Genomic DNA, 18559 nt, shown 5'->3' with positions numbered 1-18559 from the left:
CTTATGTATCTTATAAACCCTAAAAATATCAACTTTTAAACTAATGGATTTAAAATTAAAAAAATTTTTCAAAAGTCATTTTCTAAAAAAAGATGGCCTTTTTGTAGACCTTCCAAACATTAAAGGTCTAAAAATATCAACTAATAGCGCTAATCTTTATAAAAAAAAGAAGAGAAATGATCTTTGTTTGTTTTATTTTGAAGATGGAGCTAATCATGCAGGCGTATTCACGAAATCTACAGCTGCTGCAGAATGTATTAAATGGAATAAATTGTCAAAATCAAACAAGGTTAAAGCTCTATTTGTTAATACAAAAAATGCAAATGCTTTAACTGGGATACAAGGTTTAAATTCTATAAAAAAAATTCAAAAAAAAATATCCAATCAAATTAAATTGAAAGACAAAGAGTTTTACTGTGCTTCAACTGGAGTTATTGGCGAAAGGTTTCCAATTGAAAAGATAGAAAAAAAAATACCAGACTTAATAAATAAGATGAAATCTTCATCCAGTAATATTTGGATTAAGGCTGCTAAAGCAATAATGACTACAGATACAATAGCAAAGTTAAGTAGCAAATCATTTAAAATCAAAAAGCAAAAAATAAATATTGCTGGAATAGCAAAGGGTTCTGGCATGATATTTCCTAACATGGCAACAATGCTTGGTTTTATTTTTACAGATTTAAATATTTCAAATCAGCTATTAAAAGTAGCTTTAAAAAATAATTTAGAAAAAACATTTAATGCAATAAGTGTTGACGGGGATACATCAACAAACGATATGGTCTTAATTTTTTCTACTGCAAAAGCAAAAAATAAAAAAATTACTAATTTAAAATCAAAAGAATATAGAATTTTTGAGAATAAATTAAATGAAGTTATGATGTCTTTGGCAAAACAAATTACAATAGATGGCGAAGGAGCAAGCAAATTAATAGAAATTGATGTAACGGGAGCCCAAAACAAAAAAGATGCAAAGCAAATAGCTTTTTCGATTGCAAATTCACAATTGTTTAAAACTGCAATTGCAGGAGAAGATCCAAACTGGGGTAGAATTTTAATGGCTATAGGAAAATCTAAAGTCAGTACAAATATTAGTAAAATAAATTTAAAATTAGGTAATCAAATTATTTTTAAATCTGGAAATATTTCAAAAGCTTATAAAGAAAGTTTAGCCTCAAAATATATGAAAGGATGTGAAATAAAAGTGTCGGTTGATCTTGGTATGGGGAAATCGACTTTTACAGCTTATACTTGCGATCTTACTCATAAGTATATTTCAATAAATGCAGATTATAGAAATTAAGTGAATTTTACTTTTGTTTCAGTTTGTATACTAAAAAAAAATAAAAAAATTCTTTTTACAAAAAGACCTTCAAAAAAATATTTTGGTGATTATTGGGAATTTCCTGGAGGAAAATTAGAAAAAAACGAAACTTTTGAAGAGGCTATAAAGCGAGAACTTTTTGAAGAATTGGGTATTCGAATTAAAATAAAAGATTTAATTAATTTGGATTTAGTCAATCATACCTATGATAAAAAAAATTTTATCATGATGAGTGTTTTTTGCATAGAAAAATGGCACGGAAAAATAAGAAACAAGGATACAAAAGATTTTTCTTGGCTAAATATTAAAGGCCCTTATCCTAAAAAGTTTTTAGACGGTGGTTTATTGATTTTAAAAAGATTAAAAGATGGGTATTATGAGATATGAAAAATATTATTTACCTTTTTATTTTTCTTTTGATTAATGCTTGTTCAAATATGAAACTAGAAGATTACAAAGATAAAAAACCTATTTTAAAGTTGGAAGAGTATTTTAACGGAAAAACTATTGCCAGAGGTGTATTTGAAGATCGTTTTGGAAATATAAAAAAAAGTTTTAAAGTTTTTATTGATGGATCTTGGGACGGAAAATATTTAATTTTAAAAGAAGATTTTATTTATGACGATGGAACCAAGGATTATAGAGAATGGAAATTAACGAAAGATCAGAATAATCCAAATCATTATTCTGGATATGCTGATGGTGTTATTGGTACCGCAAGTGGTTCAGTGAGTGGAAATGCATTTAACTGGAAATATGGATTTAAATTAAAAGTTGGAAATAGTACTTTAAATGTAAAATTTGACGACTGGATGTTTTTGCAAGAGAATGGTTACTTAATAAATATTGCAAAAGTTAAAAAGTTTGGGATTACCTTAGGACGCGTTATTTTATTTTTTGAAAAAAAATAATTTAAACATTGAAAAAAAACTTTTCAATATTACTTTAATTGTATGATTAAATATCATTTGAAATGTGAATGTGGAGTAGAATTTGAAAGTTGGTTTTCAAGTTCAAAAGAATATGAACGCTTAGAAAAGAAAAAAATGCTTTCTTGCCAGTGCGGAAAATCAAATAATATTTCTAAACAATTAATGGCACCTCAAATTGCTTCTAAAAAAGTTGATACAAAAAAAAACAAGCAAGAAGAATTTTATAAAACAGTAAACAAGAAATTAAGAGATCTAAGGGATTACGTTGAAAAAAATGCAGAATACGTTGGAGATAATTTTGTATCTGAAGCTAGATCAATTCATTATGACAAAAAAAATGTAAGAAGTATTTATGGAAAAGCTACTCCCGAACAAACCGAGGAGCTTTTGGACGAAGGAATTGAAGTAAATACTGTCCCTTGGATTGATAAGGCAAATAATTAATTTTTTTTAAAGTAGCACATATAATTTACATCAGTATCATTACTTAAACTCCATTTATTTTTAAAGGGATTAAAGGTAACACCTTTAGTTTCTATATGGGTAAGAAGATGTTTTGAAACTTTATTAACTATATCGTTTGGTGATATAAATTTTTTCCAATCATGGGTTCCAATTGGAAGCCAACGTAAAATATATTCAGCCCCAACTATAGCCAAGGCAAATGACTTAAGTGTTTTATTTAAAGTAGCAAAAAAAATAATTCCATTAGGTTTTAACAAGTTTACACAGCTCTCAATAAAAAAATTTACATCTTCAACGTGTTCAATAATTTCCATACATAAAATGACATCAAACTTTTGATTTATAATTTCTTCAGGCTTAATGTTGATATAATTAATTTTTAGATCATTTTGTTTCATATGAATTTTGGCTACTTCAATATTTGTTTTTGCAGCATCTATGCCAGTAACATTAGCGCCAAGGCGGCAAAGCGGTTCACATAAAAGTCCACCACCACAGCCTACATCAAGTATATCTAAATTATTGAAGGGGTTACTTTGATCTAAGTCTTTTGCGAATTGACTTGATATTTCATTTACTAAATATTCTTGTCTTACAGGATTAAATTTATGCAATGGTGCAAATTTACCTTTTGGATTCCACCATTCTTCAGCGAGTTTATTAAACTTTTCTATTTCTTCTTTATTTGCTGTGTTTTTTGTTTGCATATTTTTCGTCGTTGGTATTGTTTAATTTATAACTGAAGAGTATTTAAGTACAAATTTTAAATAATAAAATGACGACAATCGTAATGAAATTTGGCGGTACTTCTGTTGCTAATATCGATAGAATTAAAAATGTTGCCGATATAATTGTAAATAAAAAAAAAGAAGGTTTTAAAATAGCTGTGATTGTATCTGCTATGGCTGGCGTTACGAATGATTTGGTTGACAAATCAAAAGCTATTTCAAGCAATTTCTCTAATGAAGAATATGATGTTCTTTTATCATCTGGTGAACAGGTAACTTCAGCACTTTTATCAGCTTGCTTGATAGACAAAGGTATAAAAGCAAGATCGATGCTGGGTTGGCAAATTCCTATAGTTACAGAAGGTCAACATAAAAATAGTAGAATTGTATCTGTAAATTCAAAACCTATTTTAGAAAATTTAAATAATGATCACGTTGTTGTTGTTCCAGGCTTTCAGGGTGTTTCTGAAAAATTAAGAATATCAACAATCGGAAGAGGTGGATCAGACGCATCTGCGGTCGCTTTAGCAAAAGCACTAGATGCAGAACGATGTGAAATTTATACAGATGTTGAAGGAGTTTTTACTACTAATCCTGATATTTGTGATCAAGCAAAAAAAATTGAGAAAATTTCTTATGATGAGATGTTAGAGATGGCAACATTAGGCGCAAAAGTAATGCAAAGCTCTTCAGTTCAAAAAGCAATGATGAATGATGTTGAGATATATGTAAAGTCTACATTTGCTCCTGAAAAAGATGGAACACAAATTTTAGCTGAAGATAAAATTTCTTATGACAAAGTAATTACTGGTGTTGCATATACCAGAGATGATGCAAAAGTGACTCTGGTAGGCGTAAAAGATAAGCCTGGTGTAGCTTCTGCAATATTTAAACCCCTTAATGATCAGAATATTGTAGTCGATATGATTGTTCAAAATATTTCAGCTGAAACTCAAAAAACTGATGTCACTTTTACTATAAAAAGAGATGATTTAAAAAAAACTGAGACTATCCTTGGCGGTCTTAAATCTGATATTGGTTATGATAAACTTTCAACTGACAATAAAGTATCAAAAATATCAATTGTTGGTGCTGGAATGATAACTTATCCGGGAGTTGCGTTTAAGATGTTTAACGCTTTAGCCTCAAAAAACATAAACATATTAGTAATCTCAACATCAGAAATTAAAATTTCGGTGTTAATAGATGATAAAAATACAGAGCTAGCTGTAAAAACATTGCATTCTGCATTTGAATTAGATTAAATTAAAAAATGACATCGGTAAGACCATTTAGAGATATTAAAAGAAGAGCATCAAAAGAAATTTCTGTTGGTGAGGTAAAGATTGGTGGATCTAATCCAATATCCGTTCAATCTATGACAAATACACTAACTACTGATGTTTCAAAAACGGTTGATCAAGTAAATGCAATTCATGAAGCTGGAGCAGATATCGTAAGAATTTCTTGTCCAGATGAAGAATCTACAAAAGCGCTAGAGGAAATAGTTAAACAGGTTAATGTTCCTATTGTTGCTGACATTCATTTCCATTACCAAAGAGCAATTGAGGCAGCAAAAGCAGGAGCTAGTTGCTTAAGAATAAATCCAGGCAATATTGGTTCTAAAGATAGAGTAGCAGAGGTAGTTCAAGCTGCTAAAGATTATAATTGTTCAATTAGAATAGGAGTTAATGGGGGATCGTTAGAAAGAGAAATTTTAGAAAAATATAAAGAACCATGTCCCGAGGCTTTAGTTGAAAGTGCTAAAAAAAATATTGCTTTACTAGAAGAAAATAATTTTGAGAACTTTAAAATTAGCGTTAAAGCATCAGATATTTTTTTAGCAGTGGGGTCTTATAGGTTGTTAGCTAAGGAATGTGATTACCCTTTACATCTTGGAATTACAGAAGCTGGAGGTTTATTTTCTGGAACAGTTAGATCATCAATTGGTCTTGGTTTATTATTATTAGAGGGTATCGGAGATACGATAAGAGTATCTTTATCTGCAGACCCCGTGGAGGAGGTAAAGGCTGGATTAGAAATTCTTAAAAGTCTTGGTTTAAAAAATAGAGGTGTAAAAATTATATCTTGCCCTTCATGCGCAAGACAAGCTTTCGAAGTAATTAAAACCGTTGAAATCTTAGAAAAAAAACTTTCTCATATAAAAGAACCTATGACACTTTCTATTATTGGATGTGTCGTTAATGGCCCAGGCGAAGCTGCACAAACAGATATTGGTTTAACCGGTGGTGGCAAAGGAAATAACATGGTGTATCTTTCAGGTCTTCAAGATCACAAAGTTCCAAGCGATGATATTGTCAAACATATTGTAAAACTAGTTGAGAATAAAGCAGAAGAAATAAGAAAAAGTAAAAATGTTACCAATTAATAAAGTTAAAGAAATTATTTCTAGATATGAGACGTTAGAAAAAACACTCTCTCAGACTGATATAGATAAAAATACTTACGTTAAAAATTCAAAAGAATATTCTTCAATTGGAGATATTATTATTGACGTAAAAAACTATATTAAAATGGTTGAGGATAAAGAAGGTTCTGAAAAGATCCTAGAAGATAAATCTGCTGATAAAGAGTTAAAAGAAATGGCTGAATTAGAGCTAAATGAAATTAAAGAAAAAATAGATGAGCTTGAAACTAAAATTAAAATTTTCATGTTACCAAAAGATGAAGCTGATGAAAAAAATGCCATTATTGAAATTCGTGCTGGAACTGGTGGCTTAGAAGCGTCTTTATTCGCTGGAGATTTATTTGAAATGTATCAAAAAGTAGCCTCAAACAACGGTTGGAAAACCGAGATAATTAGTATTTCTGACAGCGATGCTGGAGGCTATAAAGAAGTTGTTTTTTCAGTCACGGGTAAAAATGTATTTTCAAAATTAAAATTTGAGTCTGGTGTACACCGAGTTCAGAGAGTTCCAAAAACAGAAACGCAAGGACGTGTACACACATCTGCAGCAACAGTTGCTGTTTTGCCTGAGGCAGAAGATGTAGATGTAAAAATTGACGAGAATGAACTTAGGATTGATGTATTTAGGTCTAGTGGACCAGGTGGACAATCAGTTAATACAACTGATAGTGCTGTAAGAATTACTCATATCCCAAGTGGAATTGTTGTTTCCCAACAAGACGAAAAATCACAACACAAAAATAAAGCTAAAGCATTAAAAATTTTAAGATCAAAACTTTATGAACTTGAGCGATCAAAATTAGAAAAAGAAAGGTCATCTGCAAGAAAATCACAAATCGGTTCTGGCGACAGGTCTGAAAGAATTAGAACCTATAACTTTCCGCAAGGTAGGGTGACGGATCATCGTATTAATTTAACACTTCATAAATTATCTGATTTTTTATCTGGTGATGTGTTTTCAGAAATTTCTGATGCATTACAAATTCAATTTCAGGAACAGCAATTGGAAAGTTAAAGTTAATGAATATCGGTCAGGTTTTAAAAAATTCATACAATTTGTTATCTAGTGCATCTCAAACATATAAACTGGATATAGAAATTTTATTGGCGCATGTCTTAAAGAAAAAAAATAGATTGGATTTATTTTTAAATACTGAAGAAGAATTAAATAATGAAGAAAGAGGTAAATTTGAAGATTTTATTAATCAAAGAATATCAAAAAAACCTATATCTAAAATAATAAATCAAAAAAGCTTTTGGAATTTTGATTTAGATGTCTCAAAAAAAGTCTTAATACCAAGACCTGAAACAGAAGTTTTGATTGAAATGGTTACAAAAGAGATAAATAAAAAAAAGAAACTTAAATTTTTAGACATTGGATGTGGTTCAGGCTGTATCAGCATATCTTTATTGGAACATTATAAAAAATCTGTAGGCACTGGTATTGACATTTCAAAAGATGCAATTTTAAACACTAAAACAAATTTAAATAATTACAATTTTACAAATAGGATTAAACTTTTAAGAGAGAACATTTTTACTTACAAAACTGATAAAAAATTTGATTTAATTATTTCTAATCCGCCATACCTTAAATTATCTGATTATATTAATTTAGATCCTGGAATAAAAAAATATGAGCCAAAAGAAGCGTTAATTGGAGATAACAAAGAAGGCTTAAGATTTTATAAAGAGATAATAAAAAAATTTAAAAATAATATTAAATTGAATGGTTACTTTGCTTTTGAAATTGGAGACAATCAGTTTATGCAAATTAATAAATTATTAATTTTAAATGGTTTTATTGTAGTCTCTAAGTATAAACTAATTAATAATCAAATACGGTGTTTGTTAGCTAAAAAGGTAAAAAATTAAACTTTACAATAACATAAATTTATGGTCATTAGGGATATCTTAAATAAGATTTTAATTAATTATTATAAATTATAAAAAACCAACTAAATGGCGAATTTTGATAGACGTCCTAGAGGACGAAATAACAATAGAAGAAATGGTCGAAGACACAATGGTTCAAGGCCATCACAAGTTATTAAATTAAATGATCAGGGGCGTTCATTTAATCACCAAAGAGTGAGATTCAATGGAAATGCATCAAAATTATTTGAAAAGTATAACAAATTAGCTTCAGAAGCCTTGGCTTCAGGTGATAAAATCTTAGCGGAAAACTATTTTCAACATGCAGATCACTTTGCAAGAATGATGCCACCGCCTTCAGAATTATCAAATACATCTAACGAAAATTCTAATGATGATGTAGCGTCTTCTGAAAATAATATTGAAGAAGAAAATTCAGAAAATACTGAAGAAAAAAATTCTGAAATTGAAAATAGTGATACGATTGTTGCAAAAGCAGACAATAGTTAATTTACTAAATTAGATCTCATTACATCAATTTTAATTCTAGAGATTTCAAATTTTTCTCTATCTTCACCTCTCAAAGTTCTACCTGAAGGTAGTTTGAGTCTTTGTGAGTTTCTTCTTTTTCCATTTACTAAAACTTCATAATGTAAATGAGGACCAGTCGACCTTCCTGTGCTACCGACATAACCAATTATTTGCCCTTGTCTAACTTTTGCTCCTCGTTTAATTCCTCTCGCGTATCCATTTAGATGAGCATATGCAGTTTTATATTTTGAGTTATGCCTTATCCTTATATACTTACCATATGCACCATTCCATTTTGCCACTTCAATTATTCCCGAACCTGATGCCATGATAGGAGTTCCTTTTGGAGCGGCAAAATCTGTTCCTCTATGCATTTTATTATAACCAAGGATTGGATGCTTCCTCATGCCGTAAGTAGAAGATAATCGAGCACCGTTGATAGGGGTTTTCATTAAAGCTTTCTCGATACTTTTTCCATTTGTTTGATAATACCCGGGAATACCTTTTTGATCTACAAAGCGATAAAGCGCAATTTCTCTTCCTCTATTTTTCATATAAGCATAAATAATTTCACCATTTTTTTGAAGCTCTCCATCGTCATCTACATATTTGTCATAAACAATTTGAAAGATATCATTTTTTCTAATGTCTCTTTGAAAATCAATTTCAAAACCAAATATTCTTGCAAAATCTACCACAACTTCAGCATCAATATTTTCTTTTTGAGCGGCTTGGAATAAACTTGATTTAATTAATCCCTCACCAAGAACAGTTTTTTTATAGAGAACTTTTTCAATTTTATTAGCTACAAATTTGTTATCCTTTTTAAAAATATGTAAAGAATTTATGTTATCTAGATTGACAGTAAGTCTAATAATTTCGCCATTATCTTTATTAGTTAAAACCTGAAAAATTTGATTAGCATTAATTTTTTTCAGGCTGATGTATTGCCTTAAAATTTTAGAAATATTAAAAATTTCTTTTTGGGAAGCGCCTGCTTCACTCAGTATTGAATTAAGACTTTGCCCTTTTTTGATACCAATAGTTTTTTTATTATGTTGGTTTTGAATTTTATCTTTTATTAATGAATGAAAATTTGTTAATTCATTTTTGAATTCTGTATAATTTTTTATTTCTTTATTTTTGTTGTAATAATTTTGATTTAAAAAAAAAAAAACTGAGATGATTAAAAAAATTAATCCAGAAACAATGAATTTTAAGTTTTTTTTGTTAAGATTCTGAACCATATTTTTAAAAAGTTAGTTTGTATTATTTATCTACTATGAGTTGATTTTAAAGAAAAATGTTGTCAAAAAACCCTTATAAATCAACGTTTTTTTGTTAATTATGACTGCTTGACTTAGGTTAGTTTTCATATATTACGCAGCTTCCTAGCGCCGAATAATTTAAATTATTCAGGTGTTTAGCTAATAATTTTAAATAAAACTGAAAAAAATCTTTTACCGGTTAAGAGATTTTTCACAGTTTTGTTGAGCTCTTTAAAAACGTAAATTATAGAAGAGAAGCGTGGACGGTTATATTTGTCAAAAAAAATTTGTCGTACACGCTTATAATAAACTTATACAAATAGTAATTTGTACGAGTGGTGTATTTAATACACAAAGCTTGTGTACGCCGTTATTAAACTTGAGAGTTTGATCATGGCTCAGAATGTACGCTGGCGGCACGCCTAACACATGCAAGTCGAGCGAGGTACTTGTACCTAGCGGCAGACGGGTGCGTAACATGTGGGAATCTGCCTTTTGGTTCGGAACAACATGGGGAAACCTGTGCTAATACCGGATAAGTCCTTACGGAGAAAGATTTATCGCCGAAAGATGAGCCCGCACTAGATTAGCTTGTTGGTAAGGTAAAAGCTTACCAAGGCTACGATCTATAGCTGATTTGAGAGGATGATCAGCCACACTGGGACTGAGACACGGCCCAGACTCCTACGGGAGGCAGCAGTGGGGAATCTTGCACAATGGAGGAAACTCTGATGCAGCGATGCCGCGTGAGTGAAGAAGGCCCTTGGGTTGTAAAGCTCTTTTGTCGGGAAAGATAATGACTGTACCCGAAGAATAAGGTCCGGCTAACTTCGTGCCAGCAGCCGCGGTAATACGAAGGGACCTAGCGTAATTCGGAATTACTGGGCGTAAAGCGCGCGTAGGCGGTTAAGTAAGTTAATTGTGAAAGCCCAAAGCTCAACTTTGGAATTGCAATTAAAACTATTTAGCTAGAGTTTATCAGAGGAAAGCGGAATACATAGTGTAGAGGTGAAATTCGTAGATATTATGTAGAACACCAGTTGCGAAGGCGGCTTTCTGGGATAACACTGACGCTGAGGTGCGAAAGTATGGGTAGCGAAGAGGATTAGATACCCTCGTAGTCCATACCGTAAACGATGATTGTTAGATGTTGGAAATTTATTTTCAGTATCACAGCTAACGCGTTAAACAATCCGCCTGGGGAGTACGACCGCAAGGTTAAAACTCAAATGAATTGACGGGGACCCGCACAAGCGGTGGAGCATGTGGTTTAATTCGAAGCTACGCGCAGAACCTTACCAACACTTGACATGTCTGTCGCGGATTCCAGAGATGGATTCCTTCGGTTCGGCCGGACAGAACACAGGTGCTGCATGGCTGTCGTCAGCTCGTGTCGTGAGATGTTGGGTTAAGTCCCGCAACGAGCGCAACCCCTACTTCTAGTTGCCATCAGGTTAAGCTGGGCACTCTAGTAGGACTGCCTGTGATAAGCAGGAGGAAGGTTGGGATGACGTCAAGTCCTCATGGCCCTTACGTGTTGGGCTACACACGTGCTACAATGGCAGTGACAATGAGATGCTAAACGGCGACGTTAAGCTAAACTCAAAAACCTGCCTCAGTTCGGATTGCACTCTGCAACTCGAGTGCATGAAGCTGGAATCGCTAGTAATCGCTCATCAGCGCGGAGCGGTGAATACGTTCCCGGGTCTTGTACACACCGCCCGTCACACCATGGAAGTTGGTTTTACCTTAAGGCATGTCACTAACCCTCGGGAAGTGCGTGACCACGGTATGATCGGCGACTGGGGTGAAGTCGTAACAAGGTAGCCGTAGGGGAACCTGCGGCTGGATTACCTCCTTTCTAAGGATAACTTAAAACTTGTTTTTAAGTTCTCACTTAACATCGATAAGTTGACCGTCCTCGTTTCTCTTCTAACTCTGGTGTTTGTAATGAGCTCAATAATGCGGGCCGGTAGCTCAGTTGGTTAGAGCACACCCTTGATAAGGGTGGGGTCGAAAGTTCAAGTCTTTCTCGGCCCACCATTTTTTCTGGGGGATTAGCTCAGCTGGGAGAGCGCCTGATTTGCATTCAGGAGGTCAGCGGTTCGATCCCGCTATCCTCCACCAAACCTAGAGACACTCTTTTAAAATTGTAAATACGAATAATCTTAATTTTTTTATCCTTAATTTTTTAGAAATTTATTTTTAAGAAATTATTTTTTCAAAAATTCAATGAACAGAAAAATTTTTTCTGTGCATATATCAAGCGTTTAAGAGCATTTAATGGATGCCTTGGCACTGAAAGTCGACGAAGGACGTGTTATACTGCGATAAGTTTCGGGGAGTTGTATGAAAACTTTGATCCGAAAATTTCCGAATGGGAAAACCCAACTCTTATGAGTTACTTTGAACTGAATACATAGGTTTAAAGAGGCAACCCGGAGAACTGAAACATCTAAGTACCCGGAGGAAAAGAAATCAATTGAGATTCCGTCAGTAGTGGCGAGCGAACGCGGAATAGGCCAGCGGCTTATTATGAATAACCAAAATAGTCTGGAAAGGCTAACCATAGAAGGTGATAGTCCTGTATGGGTAAAAACATAATTAGCACACGAGTAAAGCGGGACACGAGAAATCTTGCTTGAAGATAGGGGGACCATCCTCTAAGCCTAAATACTCTTCAGTGACCGATAGTGAACTAGTACCGTGAGGGAAAGGTGAAAAGAACCCCTATTAGGGGAGTGAAATAGAATCTGAAATTGAATGCTTACAATCAGTCAGAGCTCCTTGTGAGTGATGACGTACCTTTTGTATAATGGGTCAGTGACTTAATTTATGTAGCAAGCTTAAGCCGTTAGGTGTAGGCCAAGCGAAAGCGAGTCTTAATAGGGCGTTAGTTGCATGAATTACAACCCGAAACCGATTGATCTAGATATGAGCAGGTTGAAGGTAAGGTAACACTTACTGGAGGACCGAACCCGTTGCCGTTGAAATGGCTTGGGATGACTTGTGTCTAGGGGTGAAAGGCCAACCAAAATCGGAGATAGCTGGTTTTCCGCGAAAACTATTTAGGTAGTGCGTTGAGTTATAGAATAAGAGGGGTAGAGCACTAAATAGGCTAGGGGGAAGAAATTCTTACCAACCCTAATAAAACTCCGAATACTCTTATTTGTTCCTCAGCAGACAGACTGCGAATGCTAACGTCCGTAGTCGAGAGGGAAACAACCCAGATCACCAACTAAGGTCCCGAAATCGTAATTAAGTGTGAAAGGATGTGAAGACTCCAAAACAGCCGGGAGGTTGGCTTAGAAGCAGCCATCCTTTAAAGATAGCGTAACAGCTCACCGGTCTAATTAAGAGACTTTGCGCCGAAGATGTAACGGGGCTAAAATTACGTACCGAAGTTGTGAATTTATAAAGTCTTCGGACTTTATATCTGGTAGCGGAACGTTCTGTAAGCCGTTGAAGAAAGACCCGTGAGGGCTTTTGGAGGTATCAGAAGTGCGAATGCTGACATGAGTAGCGACAAACAGAGTGAAAGACTCTGTCGCCGAGAGTACAAGGGTTCCTGCGTAAAGCTAATCTTCGCAGGGTTAGTCGGCCCCTAAGGCGAGGGCGAAAGCCGTAGTCGATGGGAATCAGGTAAATATTCCTGAACCAGGTGGTAGTGACGGATTCAGTAAATTGTAACTCCTTATTGGATTGGAGTTGCCGTGAATGAGTCCCAGGAAATAGCTCCACCATTAGACCGTACCCGAAACGGACACACGTGTACCGGTAGAGTATACCTAGGCGCTTGAGAGAATGATGTTGAAGGAACTCGGCAAATTGCTTCCGTAACTTCGGAATAAGGAAGGCCCATGTTTAGGCAACTAGATTTGGGCGGCACAAGCTAGGGAGAAGCGACTGTTTATCAAAAACACAGGTCTCTGCTAACACGTAAGTGGATGTATAGGGGCTGACGCCTGCCCGGTGCTGGAAGGTTAAGGCAAGATGTGCAAGCATTGAACCGAAGCCCCAGTGAACGGCGGCCGTAACTATAACGGTCCTAAGGTAGCGAAATTCCTTGTCGGGTAAGTTCCGACCTGCATGAATGGCGTAACGATTTCTCCACTGTCTCCAACATCAACTCAGCGAAATTGAATTCTCCGTGAAGATGCGGAGTTCCCGTGGTTAGACGGAAAGACCCCGTGCACCTTTACTACAACTTTACATTGGTATTAGAAATGACATATGTAGCATAGGAGGGAGACTTTGAAGTTCTGGCGCCAGCTAGAATGGAGTCATCAGTGAAATACCTCTTTTGTTATTTTTGATATCTAACTGCAAGCCGTCATCCGGCTGCAAGACACTGTATGGTGGGTAGTTTGACTGGGGCGGTCGCCTCCCAAAGAGTAACGGAGGCGTGCGAAGGTAGGCTCAGATCGGTCAGAAATCGATCGTTGAGTGCAATGGCATAAGCCTGCCTGACTGCGAGACTGACAAGTCGAGCAGAGTCGAAAGACGGTCATAGTGATCCGGTGGTTCTGAATGGAAGGGCCATCGCTCAACGGATAAAAGGTACGCCGGGGATAACAGGCTGATACCCTCCAAGAGTTCATATCGACGAGGGTGTTTGGCACCTCGATGTCGACTCATCACATCCTGGGGCTGGAGCAGGTCCCAAGGGTTTGGCTGTTCGCCAATTAAAGTGGTACGTGAGTTGGGTTCAGAACGTCGTGAGACAGTTCGGTCCCTATCTGCCATGGGTGTAGAAGAATTGAGAGGAGTTGCCCCTAGTACGAGAGGACCGGGGTGAACGTACCACTGGTGGACCGGTTGTAGCGCCAGCTGCAGTGCCGGGTAGCTATGTACGGAAGAGATAACCGCTGAAAGCATCTAAGCGGGAAACTCGCCTCAAAACAAGTTCTTCCTTTAGGGTCCTGGTAGACTACCAGGTTGATAGGCTGGATGTGGAAGCGCAGTAATGCGTGCAGCTGACCAGTACTAATAACCCAATTGGCTTGATTTATGCACTGAAAAAATTTTTTATTATGAGAATACAAAACTAAAATTTTTTTTTGAAAATTAAGTAATTTTTAACTTATTCGAAGGTCTACCCAATAAACACGATATCTATAAGGAAATCTGACCCACACTAAGTTAGTTAACAGATGTAATTTTGGAAAAAGCTAATAAAAACAAGCCAGTGGAATAAAAAAACATTTTAATAATCTCAAAGAGTATTTTTTCCACAACAACAAATATTAAAAATATTCACTTATTTATTTAAATACGGATTGATATTCTTCAATGATTTCAGTTTTAATCTATTTTTTTAGTGATTACTAAATGTGAGTGTATAATATCACATGACTATAAAGCATTAGATGTCCGGGAGTAAAAGCAAATTTTCAAAATTTTTAAAAAAAAATTACACAAAAAATTTATGCAGATCAGCTGAAGTTAGTGTAAATTATTTACATTTTAAATTATTAAATAGACAATAATTTTAATAGATTTATTCATGTTGTACAGAATAGAAATTGACGGACTGAGAGCAATTTGTATTTTACCTGTTATTTTTTATCATTTTAATTTTCCTTATTTTAATGGAGGTTATATTGGAGTTGATATTTTTTTTGTCATATCAGGCTATCTTATTTGTTCGCTTGTTTTAAAGGATATAAATGAAAAAAAATTCTCACTAAAAAATTTTTATGAAAGAAGAGCAAGAAGAATTTTACCCCTTTTATTTTTTGTAATTATTATAACTACTGTTGTTTCTAAAACTTTATATTCACCAGATTACTTCCTTGAAATTATTGACTCATCTTTATCTTCAACATTTTTATTCTCAAATTTTTATTTTTGGAAACTAAGTGGCTATTTTGAAATTGGAACTGAGCTCAATCCTTTATTTCACACTTGGAGTTTATCAATTGAAGAGCAATTTTATATTCTGTTCCCTCTTTTATTTTTATTTTTTTTTAATTTTTTTCAAAAAAGAATTTTATTTTTAATTGTAATAGTAATATTGGCAGGCTTATCTATTTCTGTCTATACTTCACGTTTTCACCCAAGCGCAAATTTTTATCTTTTACCGTTTAGAACTTTTGAAATTTGTTTTGGAGTTTTATCAGCGCTAATCTATAACTTTTATAATTTAAAAAATATAAATAATAATTATAAAAATTACCTCTCTCTATTTGGTTTTTTTATTATTATTTTATCAATTTTTCTTTTTACTGAAGACACTTTATCACCTGGTTTAATTTCAATTTTACCAATTACTGGATGTGTAATTGTTATACTTTTTTGTGACATGAATACGTACATTTATAAAGTTTTATCAAATAAGCTATTAGTATTTATTGGTCTTATTTCATATGGTTTATATTTGTGGCATATTCCAATATTAAATTTTTATAAAATAATTTTCTCAATTTCTTCTAAAATCGATTATTTGCTTATTTTTACTTTAGTTTTTTTTATTTCAATACTAACTTGGAAATATATTGAGAAACCTTTTCGAAACTTCAAAAAAATTGAGTCAAAAAATTTTTTTAGATTTATATTTATTTTTATCGCAATTTATTTAGCATTAATTTTAAGTTTAAATTTTTCACTTGAAGATAATAAAAAGAATTTTATTTCTAAATTAGATAAAAATCAAAAAATTATTTATAAACAAACACAACTCGCAAAATTAGATAATGGCTATAATAATATGTTTGATAATCATAAATGTAAGTTTTGGTACAAAAAGTTAAATAATGACTTTAAAAAAAGATTTAATAATTGTTTTATAAAACTTAATAAAAAAGCAATTTTCTTATTTGGAGATAGTCATCAAATGGACTTTTATAACGGTATTACAAAACTAACATCTGAGGATTTTTTTATTGTAAGTATTTCCAGAGGTCGATGCAGGCTTCATAATCCGAGACCTCTAGGTTATGAAGGATGTGATTTTGATAATATTAAGAATTTTATAAATTCCAACAAAGATAAGATCGATACGATAATTTATCATCAGGCAGGTAGTTTTTTTTTATATGGCAATAAATCTCTACCTATTAAAAGAAATGATATTTTGAAAGCGTTAGATTATTTAAACAAAATTGATTCAAAAAAAATTGTTTGGTTGGGACCTAGAATAGAACCAAATATTTTAATTGATTATACTTTTACTAAAAATTTTAAGAAATATAAAAATTTTGTAAATTATAATATAAATTTTGTTGATAAGGAAATATACAATATCTTGAAAAATTCCTCTATTAATTATGTTTCATTAATAGATTTGTATGATTTTGAATTAGATAAAGATTTTTTTGTTGAAAAAAAATTCACATTTTCAGATTTTGATCATTGGTCAAGTTTTGGAGAGACATATTTTACTAGGAAAATATTAATTAACTCTCCATTTATAGCTAAGATTTTTCAGTGATTAAATTTAAAAAAGTTTTTGTCTGTAAATATTTCTTTTTTAAAATGATTGATAGAATTTTTTTGGATTTCAGTTAATTCAGATGTATCAATTTTTTTATAAAAATTATGAGAATAATAATGACTAGTGAAATGAGTCGTGAAGTATATTATTAATACTATTCTTTTTTCTGACATATTTCTTGATCCATAATGTAGGCAATTTGCCGTATCAATAGCTAACCCTGATCCAGACTTTCCAACAAAAACATTTTCAAGAGATTTATAATCTTTGTTTCTAAGATGTATTTTTTGATCATCTAATCGTGTACCATCATATTTAGTAAGTTTAATAATTTTTTTGGAATTGACTTTGTCAATAAAAGTAAATGGCCCATTTTTATCATCTACATCATTTAACAAGAAAAAAAATTTAATATTTTTTTCTGCCTCAGTATCCAAGTGATATAGCTGACTTGACTCTAATGTTTTATTTGGAGGGCTTATTGTTAAAAACACATTAGCTAAAAAAGGTACCTCATTTAAATAATCACAAGTAAGCTTCAATATTTGATTTGAAAGTACAAACTTTATTAGATTAGGAAGTTCATTTATTTCATTTTGATCTAATATATTAATTAAAAATTTTTTTTTACTCTTATCTTTTTGTAATTCTATATTTTTCTTTTCAATATAACTTAAAAGTTCATCTCTTAATTGACTATTAAGTTTTATGTCTTCCAAAAATTTAAATCCTTTTTTTTTATCAATTACCTCCGAAGAGTAGTTATTTAAAAGAGCCTGTTTTTTTTTTTTAAGTTTTAAATACTCTTTTAAATTAAAGGCCTTATTAATTGCTGAATAAATTTTTTTTTTTATTAAATACATTCTGGTTAGTTAATAATATAACCTTTGTTATTTTTATATAATAAAGAAGCATTATTTTCTTTTATATACTCATTTGTAGCAATAATAGCACCAGGAAATGGATTATTAGTATTATCCTCAAAATACTCGTCTAATACTATTATCCCGCCCTCAGAAATATTCTGCTTTAATTCTTTGAAACAAGTTTTATATGAGTCATATAGATCGCAATCTAAGTGTAAAATACAAATTTTATTAGTGTTTAAATTTTTCAATGTTGTGTCAAAATATCCAGGAATAAATCTTATTTCATTAATTGTTTTATCATCAATACCAAAAGACTTCAAATTTCGCTTAACATACTCTATGTTAGTATGTGACCAATCTCCTTTATTGTGTTTTCTCTTAAAAAAATCTAACTTTTTTGGTTTTGGAAAACCTTTAAAAGAATCACAAGCATAAATTTTGATAGATTCCATTTCATAATAATTTTTTAAATAACAGATTATTGAAAGACTAACCCCATTACCAACTCCACATTCCACAATATTACCAGAAATTTTATTTTTTTTTATATGCTCAAAGAAAAATATCCATCTTTGTATATCTTTTAGGTTATTTTTGTTTAGTTTAAAGTTACCAAATGTATTTCTAGAAATAATGTCTTGAAAATATTTATTAAAAAAAAATTTATCAATTTTTTTTAAAATATTTTTGGCTATATGCAT

At 32.3% G+C, this 18559-nt stretch carries 14 protein-coding genes, 2 tRNA genes and 2 rRNA genes; 14 read left to right on the top strand and 4 right to left on the bottom strand.

Going from position 1 to position 18559, the window contains the following annotated elements; all coding sequences use genetic code 11:
• The first annotated feature begins 43 nt into the window (after positions 1-43).
• From argJ to ACTTAT_RS02515, 4 genes are read left to right on the top strand one after another with little or no spacing between them, the layout of a single operon-like run.
• On the top strand, positions 44-1306 hold the full coding sequence (gene argJ, locus ACTTAT_RS02530; RefSeq protein ID WP_440679495.1) for a bifunctional glutamate N-acetyltransferase/amino-acid acetyltransferase ArgJ: 1263 nt from the start codon (positions 44-46) through the stop codon (positions 1304-1306).
• Positions 1307-1714 carry an NUDIX domain-containing protein gene (locus ACTTAT_RS02525; RefSeq protein ID WP_440679494.1) on the top strand — a complete coding sequence of 136 codons (408 nt, stop codon included), beginning with the start codon at positions 1307-1309 and terminating at the stop codon, positions 1712-1714. It begins immediately after the preceding gene.
• On the top strand, positions 1711-2238 hold the full coding sequence (locus ACTTAT_RS02520) for a DUF3833 domain-containing protein (protein ID WP_440679493.1): 528 nt from the start codon (positions 1711-1713) through the stop codon (positions 2236-2238). The genes ACTTAT_RS02525 and ACTTAT_RS02520 overlap by 4 nt, the downstream gene beginning before the upstream one ends.
• A 42-nt stretch (positions 2239-2280) precedes the next feature.
• A complete protein-coding gene (locus ACTTAT_RS02515) occupies positions 2281-2703 on the top strand; it encodes a DUF1178 family protein (RefSeq protein ID WP_440679491.1) in 423 nt (140 codons plus the stop codon).
• Here the strand turns inward: ACTTAT_RS02515 and ubiG are convergent.
• Entirely contained in the window at positions 2700-3431 is a 732-nt protein-coding gene (gene ubiG, locus ACTTAT_RS02510) for a bifunctional 2-polyprenyl-6-hydroxyphenol methylase/3-demethylubiquinol 3-O-methyltransferase UbiG (protein WP_440679490.1), read from the bottom strand. The two genes, ACTTAT_RS02515 and ubiG, sit on opposite strands and share 4 nt — an antisense overlap.
• 68 nt (positions 3432-3499) lie before the next feature.
• Here ubiG and ACTTAT_RS02505 point away from each other — a divergent pair, with 68 nt between their 5' ends.
• The 5 genes from ACTTAT_RS02505 to ACTTAT_RS02485 all read left to right on the top strand — a co-directional run bounded on the left by ACTTAT_RS02505 (position 3500) and on the right by ACTTAT_RS02485 (position 8265).
• Positions 3500-4717: an aspartate kinase gene (locus tag ACTTAT_RS02505; RefSeq protein WP_440679489.1), complete on the top strand. Its 1218-nt coding sequence runs from the start codon at positions 3500-3502 to the stop codon at positions 4715-4717.
• 8 nt (positions 4718-4725) lie between these two features.
• The gene (gene ispG, locus ACTTAT_RS02500) at positions 4726-5841 is read left to right on the top strand and encodes a flavodoxin-dependent (E)-4-hydroxy-3-methylbut-2-enyl-diphosphate synthase (protein ID WP_440679488.1); all 1116 of its coding nucleotides are present in this window, start codon (positions 4726-4728) and stop codon (positions 5839-5841) included.
• Positions 5828-6895, top strand: coding sequence for a peptide chain release factor 1 (prfA, locus tag ACTTAT_RS02495; RefSeq protein WP_440679487.1), 1068 nt, complete (start codon positions 5828-5830; stop codon positions 6893-6895). Before ispG ends, prfA begins: the two co-directional genes overlap by 14 nt.
• A 5-nt stretch (positions 6896-6900) precedes the next feature.
• On the top strand, positions 6901-7755 hold the full coding sequence (prmC, locus tag ACTTAT_RS02490) for a peptide chain release factor N(5)-glutamine methyltransferase (RefSeq protein WP_440679486.1): 855 nt from the start codon (positions 6901-6903) through the stop codon (positions 7753-7755).
• 87 nt (positions 7756-7842) lie between these two features.
• Positions 7843-8265: a DUF4167 domain-containing protein gene (locus ACTTAT_RS02485; RefSeq protein ID WP_440679485.1), complete on the top strand. Its 423-nt coding sequence runs from the start codon at positions 7843-7845 to the stop codon at positions 8263-8265.
• Here ACTTAT_RS02485 and ACTTAT_RS02480 read toward each other — a convergent pair.
• Positions 8262-9533, bottom strand: a complete 1272-nt coding sequence (locus ACTTAT_RS02480; protein ID WP_440679484.1) for a M23 family metallopeptidase — start codon at positions 9531-9533, stop codon at positions 8262-8264. The two genes, ACTTAT_RS02485 and ACTTAT_RS02480, sit on opposite strands and share 4 nt — an antisense overlap.
• 396 nt (positions 9534-9929) lie before the next feature.
• Here ACTTAT_RS02480 and ACTTAT_RS02475 point away from each other — a divergent pair.
• From ACTTAT_RS02475 to ACTTAT_RS02455, 5 genes are all read left to right on the top strand, one after another.
• Positions 9930-11415 (top strand): 16S ribosomal RNA (locus tag ACTTAT_RS02475).
• A 105-nt stretch (positions 11416-11520) separates the two neighbouring features.
• Positions 11521-11597: transfer RNA gene (locus ACTTAT_RS02470), tRNA-Ile, on the top strand.
• Between the two features lie 8 nt (positions 11598-11605).
• Positions 11606-11681, top strand: a tRNA-Ala gene (locus tag ACTTAT_RS02465).
• A gap of 133 nt (positions 11682-11814) precedes the next feature.
• Positions 11815-14565 (top strand): 23S ribosomal RNA (locus tag ACTTAT_RS02460).
• The 16S and 23S rRNA genes sit together here with 2 tRNA genes alongside, the layout of an rRNA operon.
• Positions 14566-15060: 495 nt before the next feature.
• Positions 15061-16986: an acyltransferase family protein gene (locus ACTTAT_RS02455; protein WP_440679483.1), complete on the top strand. Its 1926-nt coding sequence runs from the start codon at positions 15061-15063 to the stop codon at positions 16984-16986.
• Here the strand turns inward: ACTTAT_RS02455 and ACTTAT_RS02450 are convergent.
• Entirely contained in the window at positions 16980-17852 is an 873-nt protein-coding gene (locus ACTTAT_RS02450; protein WP_440679482.1) for a hypothetical protein, read from the bottom strand. The two genes, ACTTAT_RS02455 and ACTTAT_RS02450, sit on opposite strands and share 7 nt — an antisense overlap.
• A gap of 5 nt (positions 17853-17857) precedes the next feature.
• Positions 17858-18559 carry a TylF/MycF/NovP-related O-methyltransferase gene (locus ACTTAT_RS02445; RefSeq protein WP_440679481.1) on the bottom strand — a complete coding sequence of 234 codons (702 nt, stop codon included), beginning with the start codon at positions 18557-18559 and terminating at the stop codon, positions 17858-17860.

It is taken from the genome of Candidatus Pelagibacter sp. HIMB1517 (assembly GCF_052047895.1).
Taxonomy (GTDB): Bacteria; Pseudomonadota; Alphaproteobacteria; order Pelagibacterales; family Pelagibacteraceae; genus HIMB114.
The sequence above is the reverse complement of the archived record's forward strand: the minus strand, read 5'-3'. Positions and strand labels throughout refer to the sequence as shown.

Coding starts and splice junctions, on each gene's coding strand:
- ACTTAT_RS02480 (WP_440679484.1), bottom strand. CDS start 9,533: ATGGTTCAGAATCTTAACAAAAAAAACTTAAAATTCATTGTTTCTGGA.
- ACTTAT_RS02520 (WP_440679493.1), top strand. CDS start 1,711: ATGAAAAATATTATTTACCTTTTTATTTTTCTTTTGATTAATGCTTGT.
- prfA (WP_440679487.1), top strand. CDS start 5,828: ATGTTACCAATTAATAAAGTTAAAGAAATTATTTCTAGATATGAGACG.
- ACTTAT_RS02450 (WP_440679482.1), bottom strand. CDS start 17,852: ATGTATTTAATAAAAAAAAAAATTTATTCAGCAATTAATAAGGCCTTT.
- ubiG (WP_440679490.1), bottom strand. CDS start 3,431: ATGCAAACAAAAAACACAGCAAATAAAGAAGAAATAGAAAAGTTTAAT.
- ACTTAT_RS02455 (WP_440679483.1), top strand. CDS start 15,061: ATGTTGTACAGAATAGAAATTGACGGACTGAGAGCAATTTGTATTTTA.
- ACTTAT_RS02505 (WP_440679489.1), top strand. CDS start 3,500: ATGACGACAATCGTAATGAAATTTGGCGGTACTTCTGTTGCTAATATC.
- ispG (WP_440679488.1), top strand. CDS start 4,726: ATGACATCGGTAAGACCATTTAGAGATATTAAAAGAAGAGCATCAAAA.
- argJ (WP_440679495.1), top strand. CDS start 44: ATGGATTTAAAATTAAAAAAATTTTTCAAAAGTCATTTTCTAAAAAAA.
- ACTTAT_RS02515 (WP_440679491.1), top strand. CDS start 2,281: ATGATTAAATATCATTTGAAATGTGAATGTGGAGTAGAATTTGAAAGT.
- ACTTAT_RS02485 (WP_440679485.1), top strand. CDS start 7,843: ATGGCGAATTTTGATAGACGTCCTAGAGGACGAAATAACAATAGAAGA.
- ACTTAT_RS02445 (WP_440679481.1), bottom strand. CDS start 18,559: ATGCATATAGCCAAAAATATTTTAAAAAAAATTGATAAATTTTTTTTT.
- prmC (WP_440679486.1), top strand. CDS start 6,901: ATGAATATCGGTCAGGTTTTAAAAAATTCATACAATTTGTTATCTAGT.